17 protein-coding genes are annotated in these 17,833 nt (G+C 72.6%); 2 read left to right on the top strand and 15 right to left on the bottom strand.

The annotated features are described in order from the left end of the window. Nucleotides 1-44: 44 nt before the first annotated feature. From D3272_RS17080 to D3272_RS17050, 7 genes are all read right to left on the bottom strand, one after another. Nucleotides 45-896, bottom strand: coding sequence for a BtpA/SgcQ family protein (locus tag D3272_RS17080; protein WP_129220417.1), 852 nt, complete (start codon nt 894-896; stop codon nt 45-47). Beyond that, nucleotides 893-1,795 (bottom strand): PfkB family carbohydrate kinase, encoded by a 903-nt coding sequence (locus tag D3272_RS17075; RefSeq protein WP_129220416.1) that lies wholly within the window; start codon nt 1,793-1,795, stop codon nt 893-895. The genes D3272_RS17080 and D3272_RS17075 overlap by 4 nt, the downstream gene beginning before the upstream one ends. Before the next feature lie 4 nt (nt 1,796-1,799). Beyond that, on the bottom strand, nt 1,800-2,867 hold the full coding sequence (locus D3272_RS17070; RefSeq protein WP_129220415.1) for a phosphotriesterase family protein: 1,068 nt from the start codon (nt 2,865-2,867) through the stop codon (nt 1,800-1,802). 37 nt (nt 2,868-2,904) lie between these two features. Further along, nucleotides 2,905-3,912 (bottom strand): ABC transporter permease, encoded by a 1,008-nt coding sequence (locus tag D3272_RS17065; protein WP_129220414.1) that lies wholly within the window; start codon nt 3,910-3,912, stop codon nt 2,905-2,907. Then, nucleotides 3,909-4,769, bottom strand: coding sequence for an ATP-binding cassette domain-containing protein (locus D3272_RS17060; protein WP_129220413.1), 861 nt, complete (start codon nt 4,767-4,769; stop codon nt 3,909-3,911). Before D3272_RS17060 ends, D3272_RS17065 begins: the two co-directional genes overlap by 4 nt. Before the next feature lie 38 nt (nt 4,770-4,807). Continuing rightward, complete coding sequence (locus D3272_RS17055; protein ID WP_129220412.1) at nt 4,808-5,749, bottom strand: ABC transporter substrate-binding protein; 942 nt, start codon at nt 5,747-5,749, stop codon at nt 4,808-4,810. A 116-nt stretch (nt 5,750-5,865) separates the two neighbouring features. After that, nucleotides 5,866-6,447, bottom strand: a complete 582-nt coding sequence (locus D3272_RS17050; protein ID WP_245496627.1) for a helix-turn-helix domain-containing protein — start codon at nt 6,445-6,447, stop codon at nt 5,866-5,868. Nucleotides 6,448-6,584: 137 nt separating this feature from the next. Here D3272_RS17050 and D3272_RS17045 point away from each other — a divergent pair, with 137 nt between their 5' ends. Next, complete coding sequence (locus tag D3272_RS17045) at nt 6,585-7,682, top strand: M20 family metallopeptidase (protein WP_129220410.1); 1,098 nt, start codon at nt 6,585-6,587, stop codon at nt 7,680-7,682. A 54-nt stretch (nt 7,683-7,736) separates the two neighbouring features. On the opposite strand, the gene D3272_RS17040 is transcribed toward D3272_RS17045, so the two are convergent. From D3272_RS17040 to D3272_RS17015, 6 genes are all read right to left on the bottom strand, one after another. Then, nucleotides 7,737-8,660 carry a ketopantoate reductase family protein gene (locus D3272_RS17040; RefSeq protein ID WP_129220409.1) on the bottom strand — a complete coding sequence of 308 codons (924 nt, stop codon included), beginning with the start codon at nt 8,658-8,660 and terminating at the stop codon, nt 7,737-7,739. 73 nt (nt 8,661-8,733) lie between these two features. Continuing rightward, entirely contained in the window at nt 8,734-9,894 is a 1,161-nt protein-coding gene (locus D3272_RS17035) for an AI-2E family transporter (RefSeq protein WP_129220408.1), read from the bottom strand. A 103-nt stretch (nt 9,895-9,997) separates the two neighbouring features. After that, nucleotides 9,998-10,246, bottom strand: a complete 249-nt coding sequence (locus D3272_RS17030) for a hypothetical protein (RefSeq protein ID WP_129220407.1) — start codon at nt 10,244-10,246, stop codon at nt 9,998-10,000. A 191-nt stretch (nt 10,247-10,437) separates the two neighbouring features. Further along, complete coding sequence (locus D3272_RS17025) at nt 10,438-11,511, bottom strand: ABC transporter ATP-binding protein (protein WP_207210235.1); 1,074 nt, start codon at nt 11,509-11,511, stop codon at nt 10,438-10,440. 126 nt (nt 11,512-11,637) lie between these two features. Then, nucleotides 11,638-13,230 carry an ABC transporter permease gene (locus D3272_RS17020; RefSeq protein WP_129220406.1) on the bottom strand — a complete coding sequence of 531 codons (1,593 nt, stop codon included), beginning with the start codon at nt 13,228-13,230 and terminating at the stop codon, nt 11,638-11,640. Beyond that, nucleotides 13,230-14,249, bottom strand: coding sequence for an extracellular solute-binding protein (locus D3272_RS17015; protein WP_129220405.1), 1,020 nt, complete (start codon nt 14,247-14,249; stop codon nt 13,230-13,232). The genes D3272_RS17020 and D3272_RS17015 overlap by 1 nt, the downstream gene beginning before the upstream one ends. Before the next feature lie 313 nt (nt 14,250-14,562). Here D3272_RS17015 and D3272_RS17010 point away from each other — a divergent pair, with 313 nt between their 5' ends. Next, nucleotides 14,563-15,372: a hypothetical protein gene (locus D3272_RS17010; RefSeq protein ID WP_129220404.1), complete on the top strand. Its 810-nt coding sequence runs from the start codon at nt 14,563-14,565 to the stop codon at nt 15,370-15,372. 84 nt (nt 15,373-15,456) lie between these two features. Here D3272_RS17010 and D3272_RS17005 read toward each other — a convergent pair whose 3' ends face one another. Together D3272_RS17005 and pyrB are read right to left on the bottom strand one after the other, a co-directional pair. Next, nucleotides 15,457-16,818 carry an NAD(P)/FAD-dependent oxidoreductase gene (locus D3272_RS17005; protein WP_129220403.1) on the bottom strand — a complete coding sequence of 454 codons (1,362 nt, stop codon included), beginning with the start codon at nt 16,816-16,818 and terminating at the stop codon, nt 15,457-15,459. A 45-nt stretch (nt 16,819-16,863) separates the two neighbouring features. Further along, on the bottom strand, nt 16,864-17,796 hold the full coding sequence (pyrB, locus tag D3272_RS17000; RefSeq protein ID WP_129220402.1) for an aspartate carbamoyltransferase: 933 nt from the start codon (nt 17,794-17,796) through the stop codon (nt 16,864-16,866). Nucleotides 17,797-17,833 lie beyond the last annotated feature (37 nt).

Here is a 17,833-nt window from a genome sequence, read left to right as displayed (position 1 = left end):
TTCTTTGCGCCCGGCGCCGGGCCGGGCTCCCGGGTGAAACGGTGTCAGCGGCCCGCGGCCGCGCGGCCGGCGGCCGCCGCGAAGGCCCGCACCCGCGCGGGCTCCACCGGGTTCCACCACACCCCGCCCTGCTTCAGCGACGAGGCCACGATCACGCCGTCGACGATGGCGAGGATGTCGGCGACATTGTCCGGCGTCACCCCGCTGCCGACCAGCGTCGGCAGGTGCGAGGCCTGCTTGATGGCCCGGATATAGCCGAGGTCGGCGGCGTGGCCGGTGCGCTGGCCGGTGGCGATGACGGCGTCGGCGTCGAAGAAGGCGAGGTCGCGCACCAGTTCCTCCACCGCCCGGTCGCCCGTGATGGCGTGGGCGCCGTGCTTCACGTGGGCGTCGGCGAAGACCCGGATGCCGTTCTGGCGCAGCGCGGCCCGATAGCGCATGGCGGCGGCGGCTTCCCCGTCGAGCAGCCCCTCGTTGGCCACATAGGCGTTGGCCCATTGGTTGACGCGGATGAACCCCGCCCCGCCCGCCGACGCGACGGCGAGGGCGGGGATCGGCGCATTGGCCAGCACGTTCACGCCCACCGGGCAGCCGCAGGCGACGCGGATCCGGTCGGTGATCACCGCCATGTGGGCCGCCACCTCGGGGCCGATGGCGTCGGGCTTGGCGAAGGGAACGTCGCCGTGGTTCTCGACGATGACGCCGTCGAGCCCGTTCTCCACATAGGCGCGGGCATCGGCGAGGCCGCGCTCGTAGATGGCGGCGACGCCGCCGCCGTCGTAGCGCGGCGCTCCCGGCAGCGGCAGCAGGTGCACGACGCCGATCAGCGCCTTGTCGCGGCCGAACAGGGCCGAGACGGCATCGCCCGCGACGGCGGAGACGGGATTCGGGCTCATGGGACGTTCCGGTCGAGGGTGGGGAGGGACAGGGCGGCGATCTCGGCCGCGCCCGGGCAGGAAGCGAGGGCGCCGGCCCGGGTGACGGACAGCGAGGCGGCCGCAACGGCCCGCGCCAGCGCGGTGCCGGTGGCGACGCCGCGCCACATCAGCCCCACCAGCACGCCGCAGAAGACATCGCCGGCGCCCGACGTGTCGCGTGCCGCCACGGCCGGGGCCGCCACCGCGATGGTGTCGTCGCCGGAGCGCAAGAGTGCGCCCTGCGGCCCGAGCGTCACCGCCACGGCGCCGGCGCCCCGTCCGAGCAGCGCATCCGCGCCCTCGGCGGGCTCTCGGCAGCCCGTCAGGGCCGCGAGCTCGCCGCGGTTCAGCACGGCGACGTCGACGGCGGCCCAGTCGAGCGCGCCTTCGGCGAAGACCGGGCTCGGGTTCAGCACCGTCAGCGCCCCGGCCCGCCGCCCCGCCGCCAGGCAGGCGCGGGTCCGCCCGGGGTCGAGGTTGCCCTGCATCAGCAGCACGTCGCCCGGGCCGAGGGCCCCGAGGTCCGGCACGGGATCGAAGGCGCGGGCGCAGGCCGTGGCGCTGACGATGAGGTTCTCGCCGTCGCCCCGCACCAGGATGGTCGACGTGTCGGTCGGCAGGTCGCGGCCGACGAGCCGCAGCGCGAGCCCGCCCTCCCCGGCCAGGGCGGCGGCGAGCGCCGCGACATCGGCGCCCGCCACCGCGGCGTGCAGCGTCGTCGGGGCGCCGGCGCGGGCCGCCGCCACGGCCTGGTTCAGCCCCTTGCCGCCGAGGCCGGAGGCGCTGCCCTCCGCCACCAGCGTCTCGCCCGGCACGGGGAAGCGCGCCACCGCGAGGCTCGTGTCGCGGCACAGGTTGCCCACCACGTGGACCCGCATGGCGTCATCCCGCCTTGAAGACCCGCACGGGATTGTCGCGCAGCATGAGGTCGATGGCGGCCTGCTCGATGCCGTGGCGCTTCAGCCGCGGCACGAAGTGCTTGAGGATGTAGCCGTAGCCGAAGCCCCCGAAGCGCGTCAGCATGATCTTCAGGAACACGTCCTGGCTCATCAGCACGCGGTCGCCGAAGCCCTTGCCGATCAGCGCCCGGATGGCACGGGCGTTCTCCTCGTCCGACGGGGACTGGGCCTGCTGGTCGGCGTAGTAATAATCCATGCCGATCATGTCGTATTCCAGGAAGGCGCCGCGCTTCGCCAGGGCCATCTGATAGTCGAGGTCGTCGTGGCTCGGGTTCATGTGGCACAGAACCGTGTGGGCGAGGTCCGCGCCCTCACTCTCCACGACGTCGAGAACGCGATGCGCCAGCCGTTCCCAGCCCGGGAGGTGGATCGACAGCGGCACGCCGGTGATGCGCGAGGCCCGGGCGGCGGCGCGCAGCGACTTCTCCTCGGCCGGGGTGAAGGATTTCGAGACGCCGACCTCGCCGATGATGCCGGCCATCGCGTCGGGCTGGGTCGGGCCGCCGCCGACGTCCGCGACGATGAAGGCCGTCGCCTCGTCGAGGTCCATGGCGGTGAACCAGGCCGGATGCGAGGGCTCGAGGTAGAAGCCCGATCCCATCACGATGTTCAGCTTCGTGCGGCGCGAGATGCGCTGCAGCGCTTCGGGGTCGCGCCCGATGCCGAAGTTCGTCGGGTCCACCACCGTGTCGCCGCCGAGTTCGGAAAACCGGCCGAGTTCGCCCGCCGCGAGGTTCACGTCGAGCAGGAAGCAATTGTCGCGGCTGAGGAACGGGTTCATCCGCAGCTCGCCGATGGTTTCGATGCTGACGGGCGCTTCCGCGATGGCCATCTCGGAAGCCTTGCAGGGGCATTGCCACAGCTTCGAGGCGTCGAGCAGGATGTGCTCGTGCATCAGCGTCACGCCCATCCGCTCGGCCGGAATGGGGCCCAGCACCGTCATCACGGTGCCGCTCTTCACCCCGACGGGATGGCGCTTCGTGTCGGTCATGGTGTGGCGCTCGCCTGCCGTCTTCGGGGACCGGACCTCACCGTTTGCGGCCCGCGCCGCGAAAGATGCGGAAGTTCATCCAGATCGCCACCAGGATGATCGATCCCGTGACGATGGGGGTGAGGAAGGGCGACAGATGCGCCAGGATCAGCCCGTTGCCGATGGCCGCCACCGTCAGGGCGCCGAGGATCGTCCCCACCATGGTGCCGCGCCCGCCGAAGAGGCTGGTGCCGCCCAGCACCACGGCGGCGATGACGTCGAGTTCGAAGCCCTGGCCGGCGTTGGACGAGCCCGAGCCGAGCCGAGCCGCCAGCACGAGGCCGGCCAGAGCCGCGAGGCTGCCGGACAGCACGTAGACCAGCAGCGTCACCCCCCGGGTGTTGACGCCGGCGCGGCGCACCGCCTCGGCATTGGCGCCGATGCCGGTGACGTAGCGGCCGAACGGCGTCTCGTTGAAGGTGACGAAGCCGACCAGCAGGACGGCGGCGGCGATCAGCGCCGGCAGCGGCATGCCGAGGATCCAGGCGCGCCCGAGGCCGACGAAGGCGATGTCGGAGGGGATCGGCACCGAATAGCCGCCCGTCATCAGCAGGGCCAGGCCGCGGATCACGCTGAGGCCCGCCAGGGTGACGATGAAGGAGGGGATGCCCTCGTAGGCGACGAAGAAGCCCTGGATGGCGCCGACCAGCGCACCGACGAGCAGCATCAGCACCATCACCAGCGCCCAGGGCAGGCCCGCGTGGATCAGGATGGCGCAGAGCGCGCTGGTCAGGGCCAGCACCGAGCCGACCGACAGGTCGATGCCGCCGGTGGTGATGACCAGCGTCATGGCGGTCGCGACGATCAGCAGCGGGGCCGACTGGCGCAGCACGTTGAGGACGTTGTCGAGGCTGAGGAAATCCTCCGTCGTCAGGGAGAACAGCGCCACGACGAAGAGGAAGAACAGCGCGATGGAGCCGACGCTGCCGTTGGCGAGGAACCGGTCCTTCAGGGTGCGGGGGCGCAGCCGCGACGAGGACGCGGCGGCCTGGACCGGGATCGTCATGGCGGGCTCGCTCCGGGGCTGTCGGACGGGCGGTCGGACCGCGCCGGGCGGGCCGTCTCCGCCGAGCGGGCGTGGCCCGCCGGGCGGGCGTGGCCCGCCGAGCGGGCGGTGAACTTGCGGCCGACGATGAGGTCGACGACTTCCTCGATGTCGGTGTCGACGATGGAGCGCTGCGCGATGGCCCGCCCCTCGTACATGACCTGCAGCCGGTCGCAGACGAGGAACAGGTCCTGCAGCCGGTGGGTGATGAGGATGACGCTGACGCCGCGGGCGCTGACGGTGCGGATCAGCTCGAGCACGGCCTCCACCTCCGCCACCGCCAGGGCGGCGGTGGGTTCGTCCATGATCAGCACCTTGGGGTCGAAGGAGGCGGCGCGGCCGATGGCGATGGACTGGCGCTGCCCGCCCGACAGGTTCTCGACCTGCACGGTGATGTCGGGCACCGAGATGCCGAGGCTCGTCAGCATGGCGGCGGCATCGGCCCGCATGCGGGGCTTGTCGAGGAACGGGATGCCGAGCACGCGCCGGCGCGGCTCGCGCCCGAGGAACAGGTTGCCGGCGACGTCGACCGTGTCGCACAGCGACAGGTCCTGGTAGACCATCTCGACATGCTGGGCCCGCGCCTCGGCGGGCGACGCGAAGGCGACGGCGCGCCCGTCGATCTCGATCGTGCCGGCGTCGGGCACGACGGCGCCCGACAGCACCTTGCTCAGGGTCGACTTGCCGGCCCCGTTGTCGCCCACGAGGCCCAGCACCTCGCCGGGCATCAGGTCGAGCGACACGTCGTCGAGCGTCTGGATGGTGCCGTAGCGCTTCGAGATGCCGCGCATCCGGACCCTGGGGACCCCGCCGTCCATCGCTCGCTCCCTGTCGCCCGGACCCGCCCTGCCTCAGCTCACTTGAACATGCCGCTGTACTGGCCGACGTTGGCCTTGGTGACGATCGTCACCGGGACGTGGATGATGGGGTCGACGGTGCCGCCCTTCTTGAGCTTGGCGAGGCTCTCGATGGCGATCTTGCCCTCGGTGAAGGGGTCCTGCTGAACCACGGCCGCGACCCAGCCCTCGTCGATGCCCTTCACGGCCTGGGCGGTCAGGTCCCATCCGAAGACCTTCACCTTGTCCTTGCGGCCGGCCGTGTCGACGGCCGAGACGGCGCCGATCAGCTGCGGCTCGCCGGTGGCGTAGATCGCCGTCATGGACGGGTTGGCGGTCATCAGGTTCTCGGAGGCCGTGAGGGCCACGTCCTGCACGTTCTGCCCGTCGACTGTGTCGGCGAAGGTGACGCCCGCCACCGAGGCGGTCTTCTTGAAGCCGTCGAGCCGCTGGTTCTGGATGAAGGAGTTGAGCGCCCCCACGATGCCGACCTTGGCCTTGCCGCCCATGTCCTTCTTCACGTAGTCGGCGAAGAAGCTGCCGATCTGCTCGCCCGCCTTGGCGTTGTCGACGCCCACGAAGGCGACGTTGTCGCCGCCCGGGATCTGGGCGTCCACGGCGATGACCGGGATGCCGGCCTTCTTGGCGGCCGTGATGGCGGGCTTCACGCCGTTGACGTCGATGGCGACCAGCACGATGCCGTCCACCTTCTGGGTGATGTAGGTCTCGATGGCGTCGTTCTGGGCGGAAGGCACGTTGTTGGCATTGAAGACCACGAGCTTGTCGCCCGCCGCATCCGCGGCCTTCTTGGCGCCGTCGTCGATCTGGTTGAAGAACAGGGCCTGCTGGTTGATGGTCACCACCGCGTAGGTGGCGGCCCGGGCTGCCGGGGCGGCGAGCAGGGCGGAAAGGGCGACGGCGCCCACCAGGATCGGGCGCGGCAGGGTGCGGGAGCGCGGCATGATCGTCGACCTTCGCGAGCCCCGGGCCGCGACCGGCCGGGGACCGGATCCCGCGGCGGAGCCCATCATTCAAGTGACTTGATTTTCTGTCAAGGACCCTGAATGGTCTCGCCATGTCAGAAGGTCGGCGGCGTGTTCACCCAGAAGATGCTGGCGGGCTCGCCCCCGGCGTTCCGGTAGGCGTGCCGCAGGTTCGAGGCGAAGACGAAGCTGTCGCCCTGCGACAGGCGATGGGTGCGGTCCTCGAGGATGAGGTCGACGGTGCCGCGCAGCACGTATCCCACCTCCTCGCCGACGTGCTGGATCGGGCCGGCGCTCTCGCCTCCCACGTCGATGTGGTGGATGTTGCACTGGAGCAGGTGGCCCGCCGCGTAGGGGATGACGCGCTCGAGGCTGATGCCCTCGCCGCGCCGCAGCGGGTCGAGCGCGATGATGGGCCGCTCGCCGGCGCGGAACACGATCCCGTCCTCGCCGTCGTTCTCCTCGAACAGCCAGCCGATGTTGGTCCCGAGCGCCTCGACGAGGCGGTGCAGCATGGGGAGCGAGGGCGAGGACTTCCCGTTCTCGATCTTGGACAGCATGCTTTCCGAGCAGCCGACCGCGTCGGCGAGGCCCTTCAGCGTCATGCCCTGCATCTGCCGCGCCAGCCGCAGCCGCACGCTCACGCCCCCGAGTTTCGGGGCATCTTCGCTTTGCATCGGTCTGATGGCACGCTCCATGGGCGCCGGGCGCCGGCGTATCGGGCCCGTGCCGTCACCTTAATCGCCTGCGTCGTCGCCACAACCACGGCGGTCCGCCGCGCCGGCCCTCGCTTTCCGCGCCACGAGTCCCCCCGATGACCGATGCCCTCGCCCTCGCCCAAGCCCTCGTGCGCCTCGACACGGCGGGGCCGGCCCCGCAGGAGCGTGCGGCGGTCGACCTGCTGGCGCCCCTGCTCGAGGCCGCCGGCTTCGGCGTCGCCGTCCATGACATGGCGCCCGGCCGGCCGTCCATGGTGGCTGTCCACGCCGGGGCCGGCGGGGACCCTCTGGTGCTGTCCGGTCACCTCGACACGGTGCCGCTCGGGGCCGTGCGGTGGCGACGACCGCCGCTGTCGGGCACGGTCGCGGGGGGACGGCTGCATGGGCGCGGGTCGACCGACATGAAGGCGGGCGTCGCCGCCATCGTCACGGCCGCGCTCGCCCACGCGGCTGCGGGCGGGCGCCGCCCCATCGCGCTGGTGCTGACGGCCGGCGAGGAGACGGGCTGCCTCGGCGCCGCGCATCTCGCCCGGCTCGGCGCCCTGCCCCGGGCCTCCGGGATCGTGGTGGCGGAGCCCACCGGCAACCGCGTCGGCATCGGGCACCGCGGGGCCCTGTGGCTGGAAGCCGCCTATGCCGGCGTCGGAGCCCACGGCGCGACGCCGCATCTCGGGCGCAACGCCGTCTACGCCGCCGCCGACGGCATCGTGCTTTGTCGCGACCAGACCTTCGACGACATGGACGACCCGCTGCTCGGCAGCGTGACGCTGAACGTCGGCACGGTGCGGGGCGGCCTCAACGTCAATTCCGTCCCCGATGCCGCGGCCTTCACCATCGACCTGCGGAGCACGGTGCCGGGCAGCCACGCCGGCCTCAGGCGCCACTTCGCCGACCTGCTCGGCCCGGACGCTCGGCTGGCGACGCTGCTCGACCTGCCCGCCGTCCGCACCCCGGCCGATTCGGCGCTGGTGCGGGCCTCGCTCGACGCCGTGGCGGGGGCGGGCGTCGCCGAAGTCCCGCCCCGGGCCCTGCCCTTCTTCACCGATGCTTCCGTGCTGGTGGAGGCTTGCGGGGCCGAAGCCGTGATCCTCGGGCCGGGCGATCCGGCCCTGGCCCACCAGACCGACGAGACCTGCGCGGTGGACGAGATCGCCGCCGCCGTGGCGATCTACGGGCGGCTCCTCGCCAGGTGAGCCTCAGGCGCCCCGCGCCGCCAGGCGCCCCGCGCCGTCAGGCGCCCGGCGCCGTCAGGCGCCCGGCGCGGTGCGCCGCGCGTGAACGGCGAGCGATACCGCGGCCGCGTCGAGGAGCGGCGTCGCCAGGCCGAAGCCGCGGGCCCGGGCCAGGAGATCGCCGAGCACGTGGTCGGCCTCCAGCGGCAGTCCAGCCTGCTGGTCGCGGTAGAGCGAGGACGTCATGGGCGAGCCGGCCGCCGTCAGCATGGCCCGGGTCGCCGCCACATAGGCATCGGCCGGCGGATGGCCGGCGGCCGTCGCCACGGCTGCGGTCTCGCCGACCAGGGCCGCCGCGACGGCGGGACCGCCCGGCGCCGCCGCGATCTCGCCCACCGTCCCGCGCATCAGGCAGGTCAGCGCTCCGAGGGCCGCCAGCATGATCCATTTGTCCCACATGGCCTGCAGGATGTCGGGCGTCGCCCGGGCGGTGAAGCCGCAGCCCTGCAGCGCGGCGTCGATGGCGGCGATGCGGGCCGAGGCGCCGCCGGACAGCTCGCCGAAGGTCAGCTCCTGGCCGGGCGCGAGCTGCCGGATGCGGCCCGACCCGTCGAGCATGGTGGCGACCTTGCAGACGCCGCCGATCACGAGGTCGCCGAACCGCTCCACCAGCAGGTCGATGTGGCGCATCCCGTTGAGGATGGGGAACAAGACGGTGTCGGGCCCCATGGCGGGACCGATGTCGTCGAGCGCGCCCGCCAGGGCATGGGCCTTGACGGTGAGCAGCACGAGGTCGAAGGCGCCGGCGATCTCCGGCCCGAGGACCAGCTTGGGCCGGATCGTCCAATCGCCGGAGGGGGACAGGATCTGCAGCCCGCCGGCGGCGAGTTCCGCGGCACGGCGCGGGCGGACCAGGAAGGTCACGTCGCGCCCGGCCGCCGCGAGGCAGGCCCCGAAATAACCGCCCGTGGCGCCGGCGCCGACGATCAGGATCCGCATGCTACCGCCTCCTCCATCCGGCTCCCCGCGCCCCGGGACGCCGCCCGCCGACCCGCCGTGCCGCCGCGGCGGCTCAGGAGAGCCCGGGCCGGGCGTCCGGGGCCGCCGTGCGGGCCCTGTTCTGCCCCCTGCCCTGCACGCCCTCGGTATATTCGCGCCACAGCAGGACGATCGCCGCCATCAGGGCCGGGCCGACGAAGAGGCCGACGAGGCCCCAGGTCTCGACACCGCCCAGGATGCCGAACAGCACCCACAGGAAGGGCAGCCGCGTCGTGCCGCCGATGAGCACCGGGCGGATGAGGTGGTCGGCCAGGAAGGCGAGGAGGCTGCCGCCGCCCACCACCAGCACCGCCGCCAGCACGCTGCCCTGGGCGAGCAGCACCCCGCCCACGACGATGAACACCACCGTCACGGCGAACGGCACCATGGCGGCGAAGGCCGTCAGCGCACCGAAGAGGATCGGGTGCGGCACGCCCGCGAAGGCGTAGACGACGCCCATGACGAAGCCCTCGCCGAGGCCCACCAGCACCAGCCCGTCGACGGTGCCGTGGATGGAGGCCACGACCTGCCGGGCGACACGCTCGCCCTTGGCGCCGAAGGCCTTCTGGCTCGCGTCGAGCATCTGGCGCACGACCTCGTTGCCCTCCTTGAACAGGAAGAACAGCGTCATCAGGGCGAAGAAGAACAGCACCGTGCGGTGGACGATCTGCCCGCCGAGGTTGCGACCGATCTCCGCCGCCTTGGCGCGGTCGACCCGTTCGGCGATGCCGTGCGCCTGGGCGCCGTTGGCGAGGTTGTCCTGCCACCAATGCGAGATGGCGTCGGCGCCGAAGGGCAGGTGCGCGATGAAGTCCGGCAGCGGGATGCCCGACGTCGTGGCGCGGCGGTAAAGGTCGAGGACCGAGTGGAACTCCCGCAGCGCTTCGAACAGCACCACGACCAGCGGCAGGCCGAAGAGCAGGCCGACGCCGAGGGTGAAGAGGCTCGGCATCAGCACGTTGTGCTTGCCGGGCGGGAAGCGCCGCAGGGCCTTCTCGTAGAGCGGCCAGAACGCCACGGCGAGGACGGCCGCCCAGGCCAGGGCCGGCAGGAAGTCGTGGATGGTCCAGAGCCCGAGCGCCACCAGCACCACCGCCAGCAACACGCGGGCGTTGCGCTGCCGCGCCCCCGGCACGGCTCCGTCACCGTCGCCGGCGAGCGCGTCGCGCCGCGGGGCCGTCTCGATCGCAGTCATGAGGGAGGCACAGTCATGATGAAGCTGAAGTCATGGGGAAGGCACCTCGGGACCGATCGGAGACGCTCGGGACCGCGCCGGACCCTTGTCCGGCGCGACCGGTTCAGCGGACGGTGCGGGTGGTGGTGACGGTGCGGCCCATGGGACCGCGGCGCATCACGCGTTTCGTCACGACGCGGCCGCCGAACGGCCCACGGCGCACGGTCCTGGTGACCACCATGGCGGCATCGACGACGGGCGCCTGGGCGGCGGCCGGGATGGCGGCGGCGGGGGCGAGCGGAAGGGCTTCCGCCGTGCCGGCGAGGCAGATCCCGGCGAGGCCGGCGAGAGCGAGGGTGGCGGCGAACTTCATGAGACGTTTCTCCTGCGTGACGGTCCGACGATCGGACCTGCCTGCGGGCCGATCCGTCGGCCTGCGACGAACCATCCCGCCCTGTCCGGCCCACCGGCCAGAGGCGAAACCACGGCGTCGCCCTGGAACGGTGTCCCAAATTCCCCAACGCCAATGGCCGCGTTCAAGTTTCAGCTTCACCGCCGTCGGCGTCACTCCGGCGGGAACACCATGGCGTCGCCGCGCACCTCGATGAGGACGGCGGAGCCCGCCTCGGGCGGCGCGGCCGCGACCCAGCAGGCCTGCAGCGCCACGGCGCCGCCCTCGGTCTCGAGATCGAGCCAGGTCAGCGGGCCCAGCATGGCGGCGTGGCGCACCGTGACGCGCAGGCCCGCGCCGGGCGCGGCGGCGACGACCTGTTCCGGCCGCAGCATCAGGGCGACGGGCCCGTCGGGGACGCCGTGGGGGTTGCGGACCGGCAGGCGGCCCAGCGCCGTCTCGGCGCTCGCCCCCGTCAGGGTGCCGTCGAGCAGCATGGCGGCGCCGGCGAGGCGGGCCGTGTCGAGGTCGACCGGCGCCCGGTAGAAGTCCGCCGGCGTGCCCCGCTGGACGATGCGGCCCGCCCGCATGACGGCGATCTCGTCGGCGACCGTGAAGGCCTCGTCGCGATCGTGGGTGACCATGAGGGCCGCGGCGCCGCCGCGCTTGAGGATGGCGCGGACTTCGGCGCAGAGCGTGCGGCGCAGGTGGGCGTCGAGGGCGTTGAAGGGTTCGTCGAGCAGCACCACGGCGGGCGACGGCGCCAGCGCCCGGGCGATGGACACGCGCTGCTGCTGGCCGCCGGAGAGTTCGTGCGGCATGCGGCGGCCGAAGCCCGCCATGCCGACGAGGTCCAGCATGGCCTCCACCCGTCCGGACCGCCGCCCGGCCGGCGACAGGCCGAAGCCGACGTTGGCGGCGACATCGAGGTGGGGAAACAGCACGCCGTCCTGCGGCACGTAGCCGATGCCGCGCCGGAAGGGCGGCACCCAGCAGCCCCGCCCCCCGGCCGGGCCATCGGCCACGGGCCGCCCTCCCAGCGTGACCGAGCCGGAATCGGCCCGATCGAAACCGGCGACGAGGCGCAGCAGCGTCGTCTTCCCGCAGCCGGAGGGGCCGAGGAGCGCCACGACGGCGCCGGGCGCGACGGCGAGGTCGATGTCGCGCAGCACGGGCGTGTCGCCGTAGGATTTGGCGAGGCCCGAGACCTGCAGGGCGGCGGCGTTCAGGATCGGGCACTCCGGCACGGCGTGGGCGGGAACGCTTCGCCTTCGGCGATGCCGCTCCGGCCCGGGGTCCTCAGGGCTCTGCCCTGAAACCGCCGGGACGCCAAGGTGTTTCCGGCGGCATCGCGGCTCCGGCGCCCTGCCGCGTCAACGGCGGCCGCGGCGTTTCTGCAGCTCGACCGTGGCCCAATAGGCCGGGGCGCCGGACACGAGGACGAGCAGCGCCGCATAGGGGGCGGCCGTGCCGTATTTCATCTGCGACGACTGGGCCCAGAGTTCCATCGCCAGCGTGCGGACGCCGGTCGGCGCCAGGACCAGCGTGGCGGTGAGCTCCTTCATGAGCTGCATGAACACCAGCAGGGTCGCGGCGCTGAGGCCCGGGAGGATGTTGGGCAGCGTCACGGTGAGCAGCACCCGCCACGGCGCCCGGCCCAGCGCCAGCGCCACCTCCTCCATGGCGGGCGGCACCTGCTCGACGGCGGGGCGCAACGCCGTCTGGGCCAGGGGCAGGAAGAGCAGCGCGTAGGCGACGAGCAGCAGCGCCGTGGTCTGGTAGAGGACGGGCGCGACGCGCAGGCAGAAATACACCAGCGCCAGCGCCACCACGAGCCCCGGCAGGGCATGGACCACGAAGGGCAGCCGTTCGGCGAGGACCGCCATGCGGCCCCGCCGCCGGAAGGCCGCCAGCACCAGCGACAGCCCGACCGCCGTGGTGAGCACGGCGCCGAGCGCCGCGAGCTGCACCGAATCGCCCACGGCCGACAGGATCCGGTCGAGCGGCAGCGCGGCCCGGCGGGCCAGCAGCAGCCAATAGGCCAGCATGGCGACCGGCAGGCCCAGGGCCAGGCCGAGCAGGGCGGCGAGGCCGGCGAAGGCCGGCAGAGTCGCGTGGCCGAGCCGCGCCGGCGCGTGGGCCGCGATGGCGCCGGACGCGGCGCGGGAGAAGCGGCGCCGGCCGCGCAGCAGCAGTTCGGCCGCCATGACGCAGAGACACAGCGCGATCAGCACCGCCGACAGCATGGCGGCGGCCGCGCCGTCGTAGCTCAGCTCGTAGGCCTCGTAGATGGCGGTGGTGAAGGTTTCCACCCGCAGCAGCGCCAGGGGGCCGAACTCGACCAGCATGTGCAGCGTCACGAGCAGCACGCCGCCCGACAGGGCCGGCACCAGCTGGGGCAGCACGGTGCGGCCGAAGATGCGCCAGGGGCCGTGCCCGACCGAGCGCGCCACATCCTCGAGCGCCGGGTCCATGCCGCGCAGCGCCGCCGCCACCGGCAGGTAGACCAGCGGATATTCGGCCAGCACCAGCACCAGCACGGCGCCCGCCATGCCTTCGACCCGCGGCGTCAGCGACAGCCAGGCGAAGGCCGAGACCAGGGCCGGCATGGCGAGCGGCAACGGCACCAGCACGCGCCACACGGACCGGCCGGGGAGATCGCTCCGCTCGACGAGCCAGGCCGCCGCCGTGCCGACCAGCACCGAGCCCAGCGTAACGGCGGCGGCGAGTTCGAGCGTGCTGGCGAGCAGCGCCGCCGTGAAGGGGCGGAACAGCAGCGCGGCCGAGCCAGCCCAGCCCACGGCCGCGGCCTGCCACGCCACATAGGCGAGCGGCAGCGCCGCCAGCAGCGCGACCGCGACCAGGGGCAGGACGAGCCAGGACGGCGCCGCGGAAGATCCGCGGCGCGCCAGCGCGGAGGACCCGCGGCGCCGCAGCGCGGAAAGGCTGAAGGCCGCCTCGGCCATCAGTTGATGCCGACGGCCCGCTCGAGGTCGAGGGCGGAGGCGGCGTCGCCGATCTCGGCCGCCGAGACCGGGGAAGGATCGAGCGACGCGAAGGGCTTGAGCGCCGTCGGCGAGACCACGCCCGGCCGCAGCGGAACGTCGCCGGCCGCCTCGGCCAGCACTTTCTGGCCTTCCTCGCTCACCGCATAGGCGGCGAAGCGCTCGGCCTCCGCCCTGTGGGGGGCGAATTTGGGGATGGCGAGGCCCGAAACCGTGAGCAGCGCGCCCGGATCCTTGTTGCCGATGTAGTGGACGCGGGCGTCGAGCGTGTCGGCGCCGCGCTCCTTGGCCACGGCGAGCCAGTAATTGTCGGCATTGACGGCGAGTTCGACCTCGCCCCGGTCGACGGCCAGCACCATGGCGGTGTTCTTGGGGAAGGCCTTGCCGTTGGCCTTGAGCCCGGTGAGCCAAGCCTTGGCGGCCTCGGTGCCCTTCTGCTTCTCGACCGCCACGACCATCTCGAGGAAGGCCGCGGCCCGCGGGTTGTAGGCGAACTTGCCCGCCCATTCGGGCTTGGCGAGGTCCATGATCGAGGCCGGCAGCTTGTCTTCCGCGATGAGCTTGCGGTTGAAGAGGAGCACGAAGCTCCGCGCCGTGACGCCGACCCAATCGTGCTTGGCGCCGTTGAACTGCGCCGGGATGGCGGCGGTGACGTCGCCCGGCAGGGGCGCCAGCAGGTTCTTGTCGGCCAGCGTGACGAGCGCTGTGGAATATTCGGCGTAGAAGATGTCGGCCGGGGTGTGGTCGCCTTCGTCGACGATCTGGCGCGCCAGCGCGGGCGCGCCGTTGTCCCGGAACGCCACCTTGATGCCGGTCTTCTTCTCGAAGGCGGCCGCCAGCGCCTCGACGGGCCCCTCGTCCTGGCTGTTGTAGATCGTCAGCGTCCCGGCTTCGGCCGCCCGACCCGGAGCCGCGCCGAGGAGGGACGCCAGGAGCAGGCCGCCACCGGCGACGGCTCGGCGCGAGCGCGACAACATCATGCAATCATCCCCTGGCCGCCGCGCCGAACCGCTCGTCTCCCGTCATGGGCCTGTATAGACCCCGGTCGAACCGCAGCGGCGACGCGCACGATCTATATCGAGAGCGGCCTTCATCGGTCAATTGCTTCGCCGCATGGCAAGCCTGCATTCGGATTGCTGTGTTTTATAATTATTCCATTGTGAAGCACCGTGCCGGGGGGACTTCGGCGGTCCATCGCGGCCCGGCGGGCCCGGGCGGGGCTTCACCGGGTCTTAACCAATCCGGGCTCCAATCGGGGCAAAGCGCGATCGGGCAGCGACGGACCGCACCACCATGAGGCTTTCCATTCCCTTCGGCGGCATCGCCGTCGCCCTCGCCCTCGCGCTGCCGGGCCCCGCCGCCGCCCAGGACGATTGCGGGCTCCTCTGCCAGCTCAACGGATACCTGTCGGCCGACCACATGACGGCGAGGCCCGGCGAAGCGAGCCCCACGCCGAACGCCCCGAAGCCGCACCGATCCCACGCGGCCGCCCACAAGCCGACCGCCAAGCCCGTCGCGGCGGGGCCGGCCCAGGCGGGTCGCGAGCAGGCCAGCGTCGAACACGCCAAGGTCGAGCCGGCCAAGGTCGAGCACGCCAAGGTCGAGCGCCCCACCCCCACACCGGTCCGGTCGGCGCAGGCCAAAACCGATGCCGCCAAGCCCGAGCCTGCCAAGCCCGAGACGCCGAAACCCGCGCTCGCCGAAGCTCATCCGGACAAGGCTCATCCGGAAAAGGCTCATCCGGAGAAGGCGCATCCGGTCCGGGCGGCTTCGGCCGTCAAGGCGGCCCCCGCGGTCGAGACCGCGACCGCGTCCGAGCCCCGCGCGACGAGACCCGTCCGGGCCGCGGCGGCGTCCGAGACGGCGCCGGCGCATCGAGCGGTCGCCCATGCCGGCGTGACCGTGCCGGCCGTCGCGGCTCCGGTGGCGGTGGCCTCCGGCACGCCGGCACCGGCCCACTCCCGGTCCCATCGCGTCGCCGCCGCCGCCGCCGATCCCGCCGCGACCCGCACGATGACGTTGACCGCCCTCGCCGCCATCCCGGGCAGCGCTCCCGCCATCTCGGCGGGCTTCCAGCCGCTCTCGAGCCCGGGCTTCCACTGAGGCCTGGCGAACCAAGGCCCTTGGCGCCGAAACCGCACGGGAAGCTCCCGCGGTTTCGGCGCCGTCAGGCTGCCCCGAGGGGCGTCACGCCGCCGGCGGCAGCACGGGCCTGTGGGCCGCGATCTCGTCGAGATGGGCGAAGTCCCGCCGCACCTGCGGGTCGATGGCGGTGATCAGGCGCGCCCCGCGGCCATAGGTGAGCCAGGCCCAGACCCAGTTCAGGTAGACGGTGATGCGGTTGCGCGCGCCGATCAGGAAGAACAGGTGCACGACGCTCCACAGCAGCCAGCCGACGAGGCCCGTCATCTTGACGCGGCCGCCGAGGTCGGCGACCGCGGCCGAGCGGCCCACCATGGCGAGCTGGCCCTGGTCGTCGTAGCGGAACGGCTGCGGCAGGGGCTCGCCGATCAGGCGCTGCATCAGCACCTTGGCGACATGCGCGCCCTGCTGCTTGGCGACCGGGGCCACGCCCGGCAGGCGGTGGCCCGCCGCATCCTCCATGTAGGTGCAGTCGCCGACCGCGTAGACGCCGTCGAGCCCCGGCACCGCGCAGTGTTCGTCGATCTTGATGCCGTTGCCCTTGCCGGTCTCGGCCCCGACCCAGGCGGCCACGGGCGTGGCGGCCGTGCCGGCGGCCCAGAGCACGTTGGCGGCGAAGATGCGCTCGCCGCCCGCCACCACGCCGTCGCGGTCCACCGTTTCGACCTGCGCGCCGGTCTTGACCTCGACGCCGAGGTCCTCGAGGTGGTGCCGGGCATAGGCGGACAGCTTGTCGGGAAAGCCCGCCAGCAGGCTCGGGCCGCCCTCGCAGAGAACGATCCGGGCCGAGTTCGGCCGGATGCGGCGGAAGTCGCGCGCCAGCGTGGCATGGGCGAGTTCCGCGATGGCGCCGGCCATCTCGACGCCGGTCGGCCCGCCCCCCACGATCACGAAGGTGAGCAGGCGCCGGATCTCGTCCGGGTCGGTGCGACTTTCCGCCCATTCGAAGGCGGCCAGCAGGCTGGAGCGCAGCGCCAGGGCCTGGTCGAGCGTCTTCAGCGTGAAGGCGTGGCGGGCCCAGTCGTCGTGGCCGAACCAGGAATAGACCGAGCCCGTCGCCAGCACGAGGTGGTCGTAGGGGATGTCGGGCACGCCCTTCACGTGGACGAGCTTGTTGTCCGTATCGACGCCCGTCACCTCGCCCATGAGGGTGCCGACCCGGGGCATGTCGGTGAACAGGCTGCGCACCGGCACGGCAATGTCGGAGGGCGCCAGCGCCGCCGTGGCCACCTGGTAGAGCAGCGGCTGGAACAGGTTGTGGTTGGTCTTGTCGATGACGGTGACGACGGCCGGCGCGAGGTTCAGCCCCCGCACCACTTCGAGGCCGCCGAAGCCCGCCCCGATGATCACGATGCGCGGGAGGCCCCTCGGCTGATGCGGGTCGTGCGTCATGGTGCTGGTCGGCATGCCGGTCCTCGTCGGGGGTCGGTCGGAAGAAGCGCCGCGCGCGCCCTATCCGCAGACCATCTGGAACAGGGCGGTGCGCAGCGGCGGGCCGTAATCGGCCTGGCGGAAATAGGCGGCCTGCGGCAGAGGATCCACGGCCAGCGCGATTTCCTCGTTGCGCGGCAGCGGGTGGAGGATGCGGGCGCCGGGCTTCATGCGCCGCGCCGTCGGCAGGTCCAGCACGAACCGGTCCTTGACGGTCTGGAACATGGCCTCGTCGGTGAACCACTCCTTCTGCGGACGGGTCATGTACAGGATGTCGACCGTCGGGACCAGGTCTTCCCAGTCGTCCGTCTCGGTATAGGGCACGCCCGCCCGGTCGAGGGTGTCGCGCACGTCGGCACCGACGCGCAGTTCCGGCACGGACACGAAATGCACCTTGGCGCCGGGGCAGCGGGCCAGCAGCGTCACGAGCGAGCGGACGGTGCGGCTGTAGCGGCAGTCGCCCACGAAGGCGACCTCGACGTCGCTGGTGCGGCCGAGCTCGCGCTGGATGGTATAGAGGTCGAGCGCCGCCTGGGTGGGGTGCTCGCCGGCGCCCGAGCCGGCGTTGAACACCGGCATGGCGAAGCCCAGGCGCTGCATGTTGCGGTCGACCACGACGGGCGCGTCCTCGTCGTGGTGGCGCAGCACGAGGGCCTTGGGGCGGTAGCCGGCGACGATGCGGGTCGTGTCCTCGAGGATCTCGCCCTTGGCGGCGGAGGAGAACTGCCCGGCATCCTCGGTGTAGATGACCTGCGCGCCGAGGCGGATGGCGGCGAGCTGGAACGACATGCGGGTGCGGGTCGAGGGCTGGTAGAACAGCATCGCCACGACCTCGTCGCGGAAGATCGGCTCGGGCCGGGCGTCGAGGAGCCGGGTGGTCCGCTCGGCGAGTTCGGCGAAGACGTCGGGCGTGAAGATCCCGGCATCGAGGATGGATCGTCCCTTGAGCGACATGTGAACTCCCGCGGCGTCTCGGCTGGCGGCCCCCTCT

Source organism: Lichenibacterium ramalinae, assembly GCF_004137085.1.
Classification (GTDB): domain Bacteria; phylum Pseudomonadota; class Alphaproteobacteria; order Rhizobiales; family Beijerinckiaceae; genus Lichenihabitans; species Lichenihabitans ramalinae.
The sequence above is the reverse complement of the archived record's forward strand: the minus strand, read 5'-3'. Positions and strand labels throughout refer to the sequence as shown.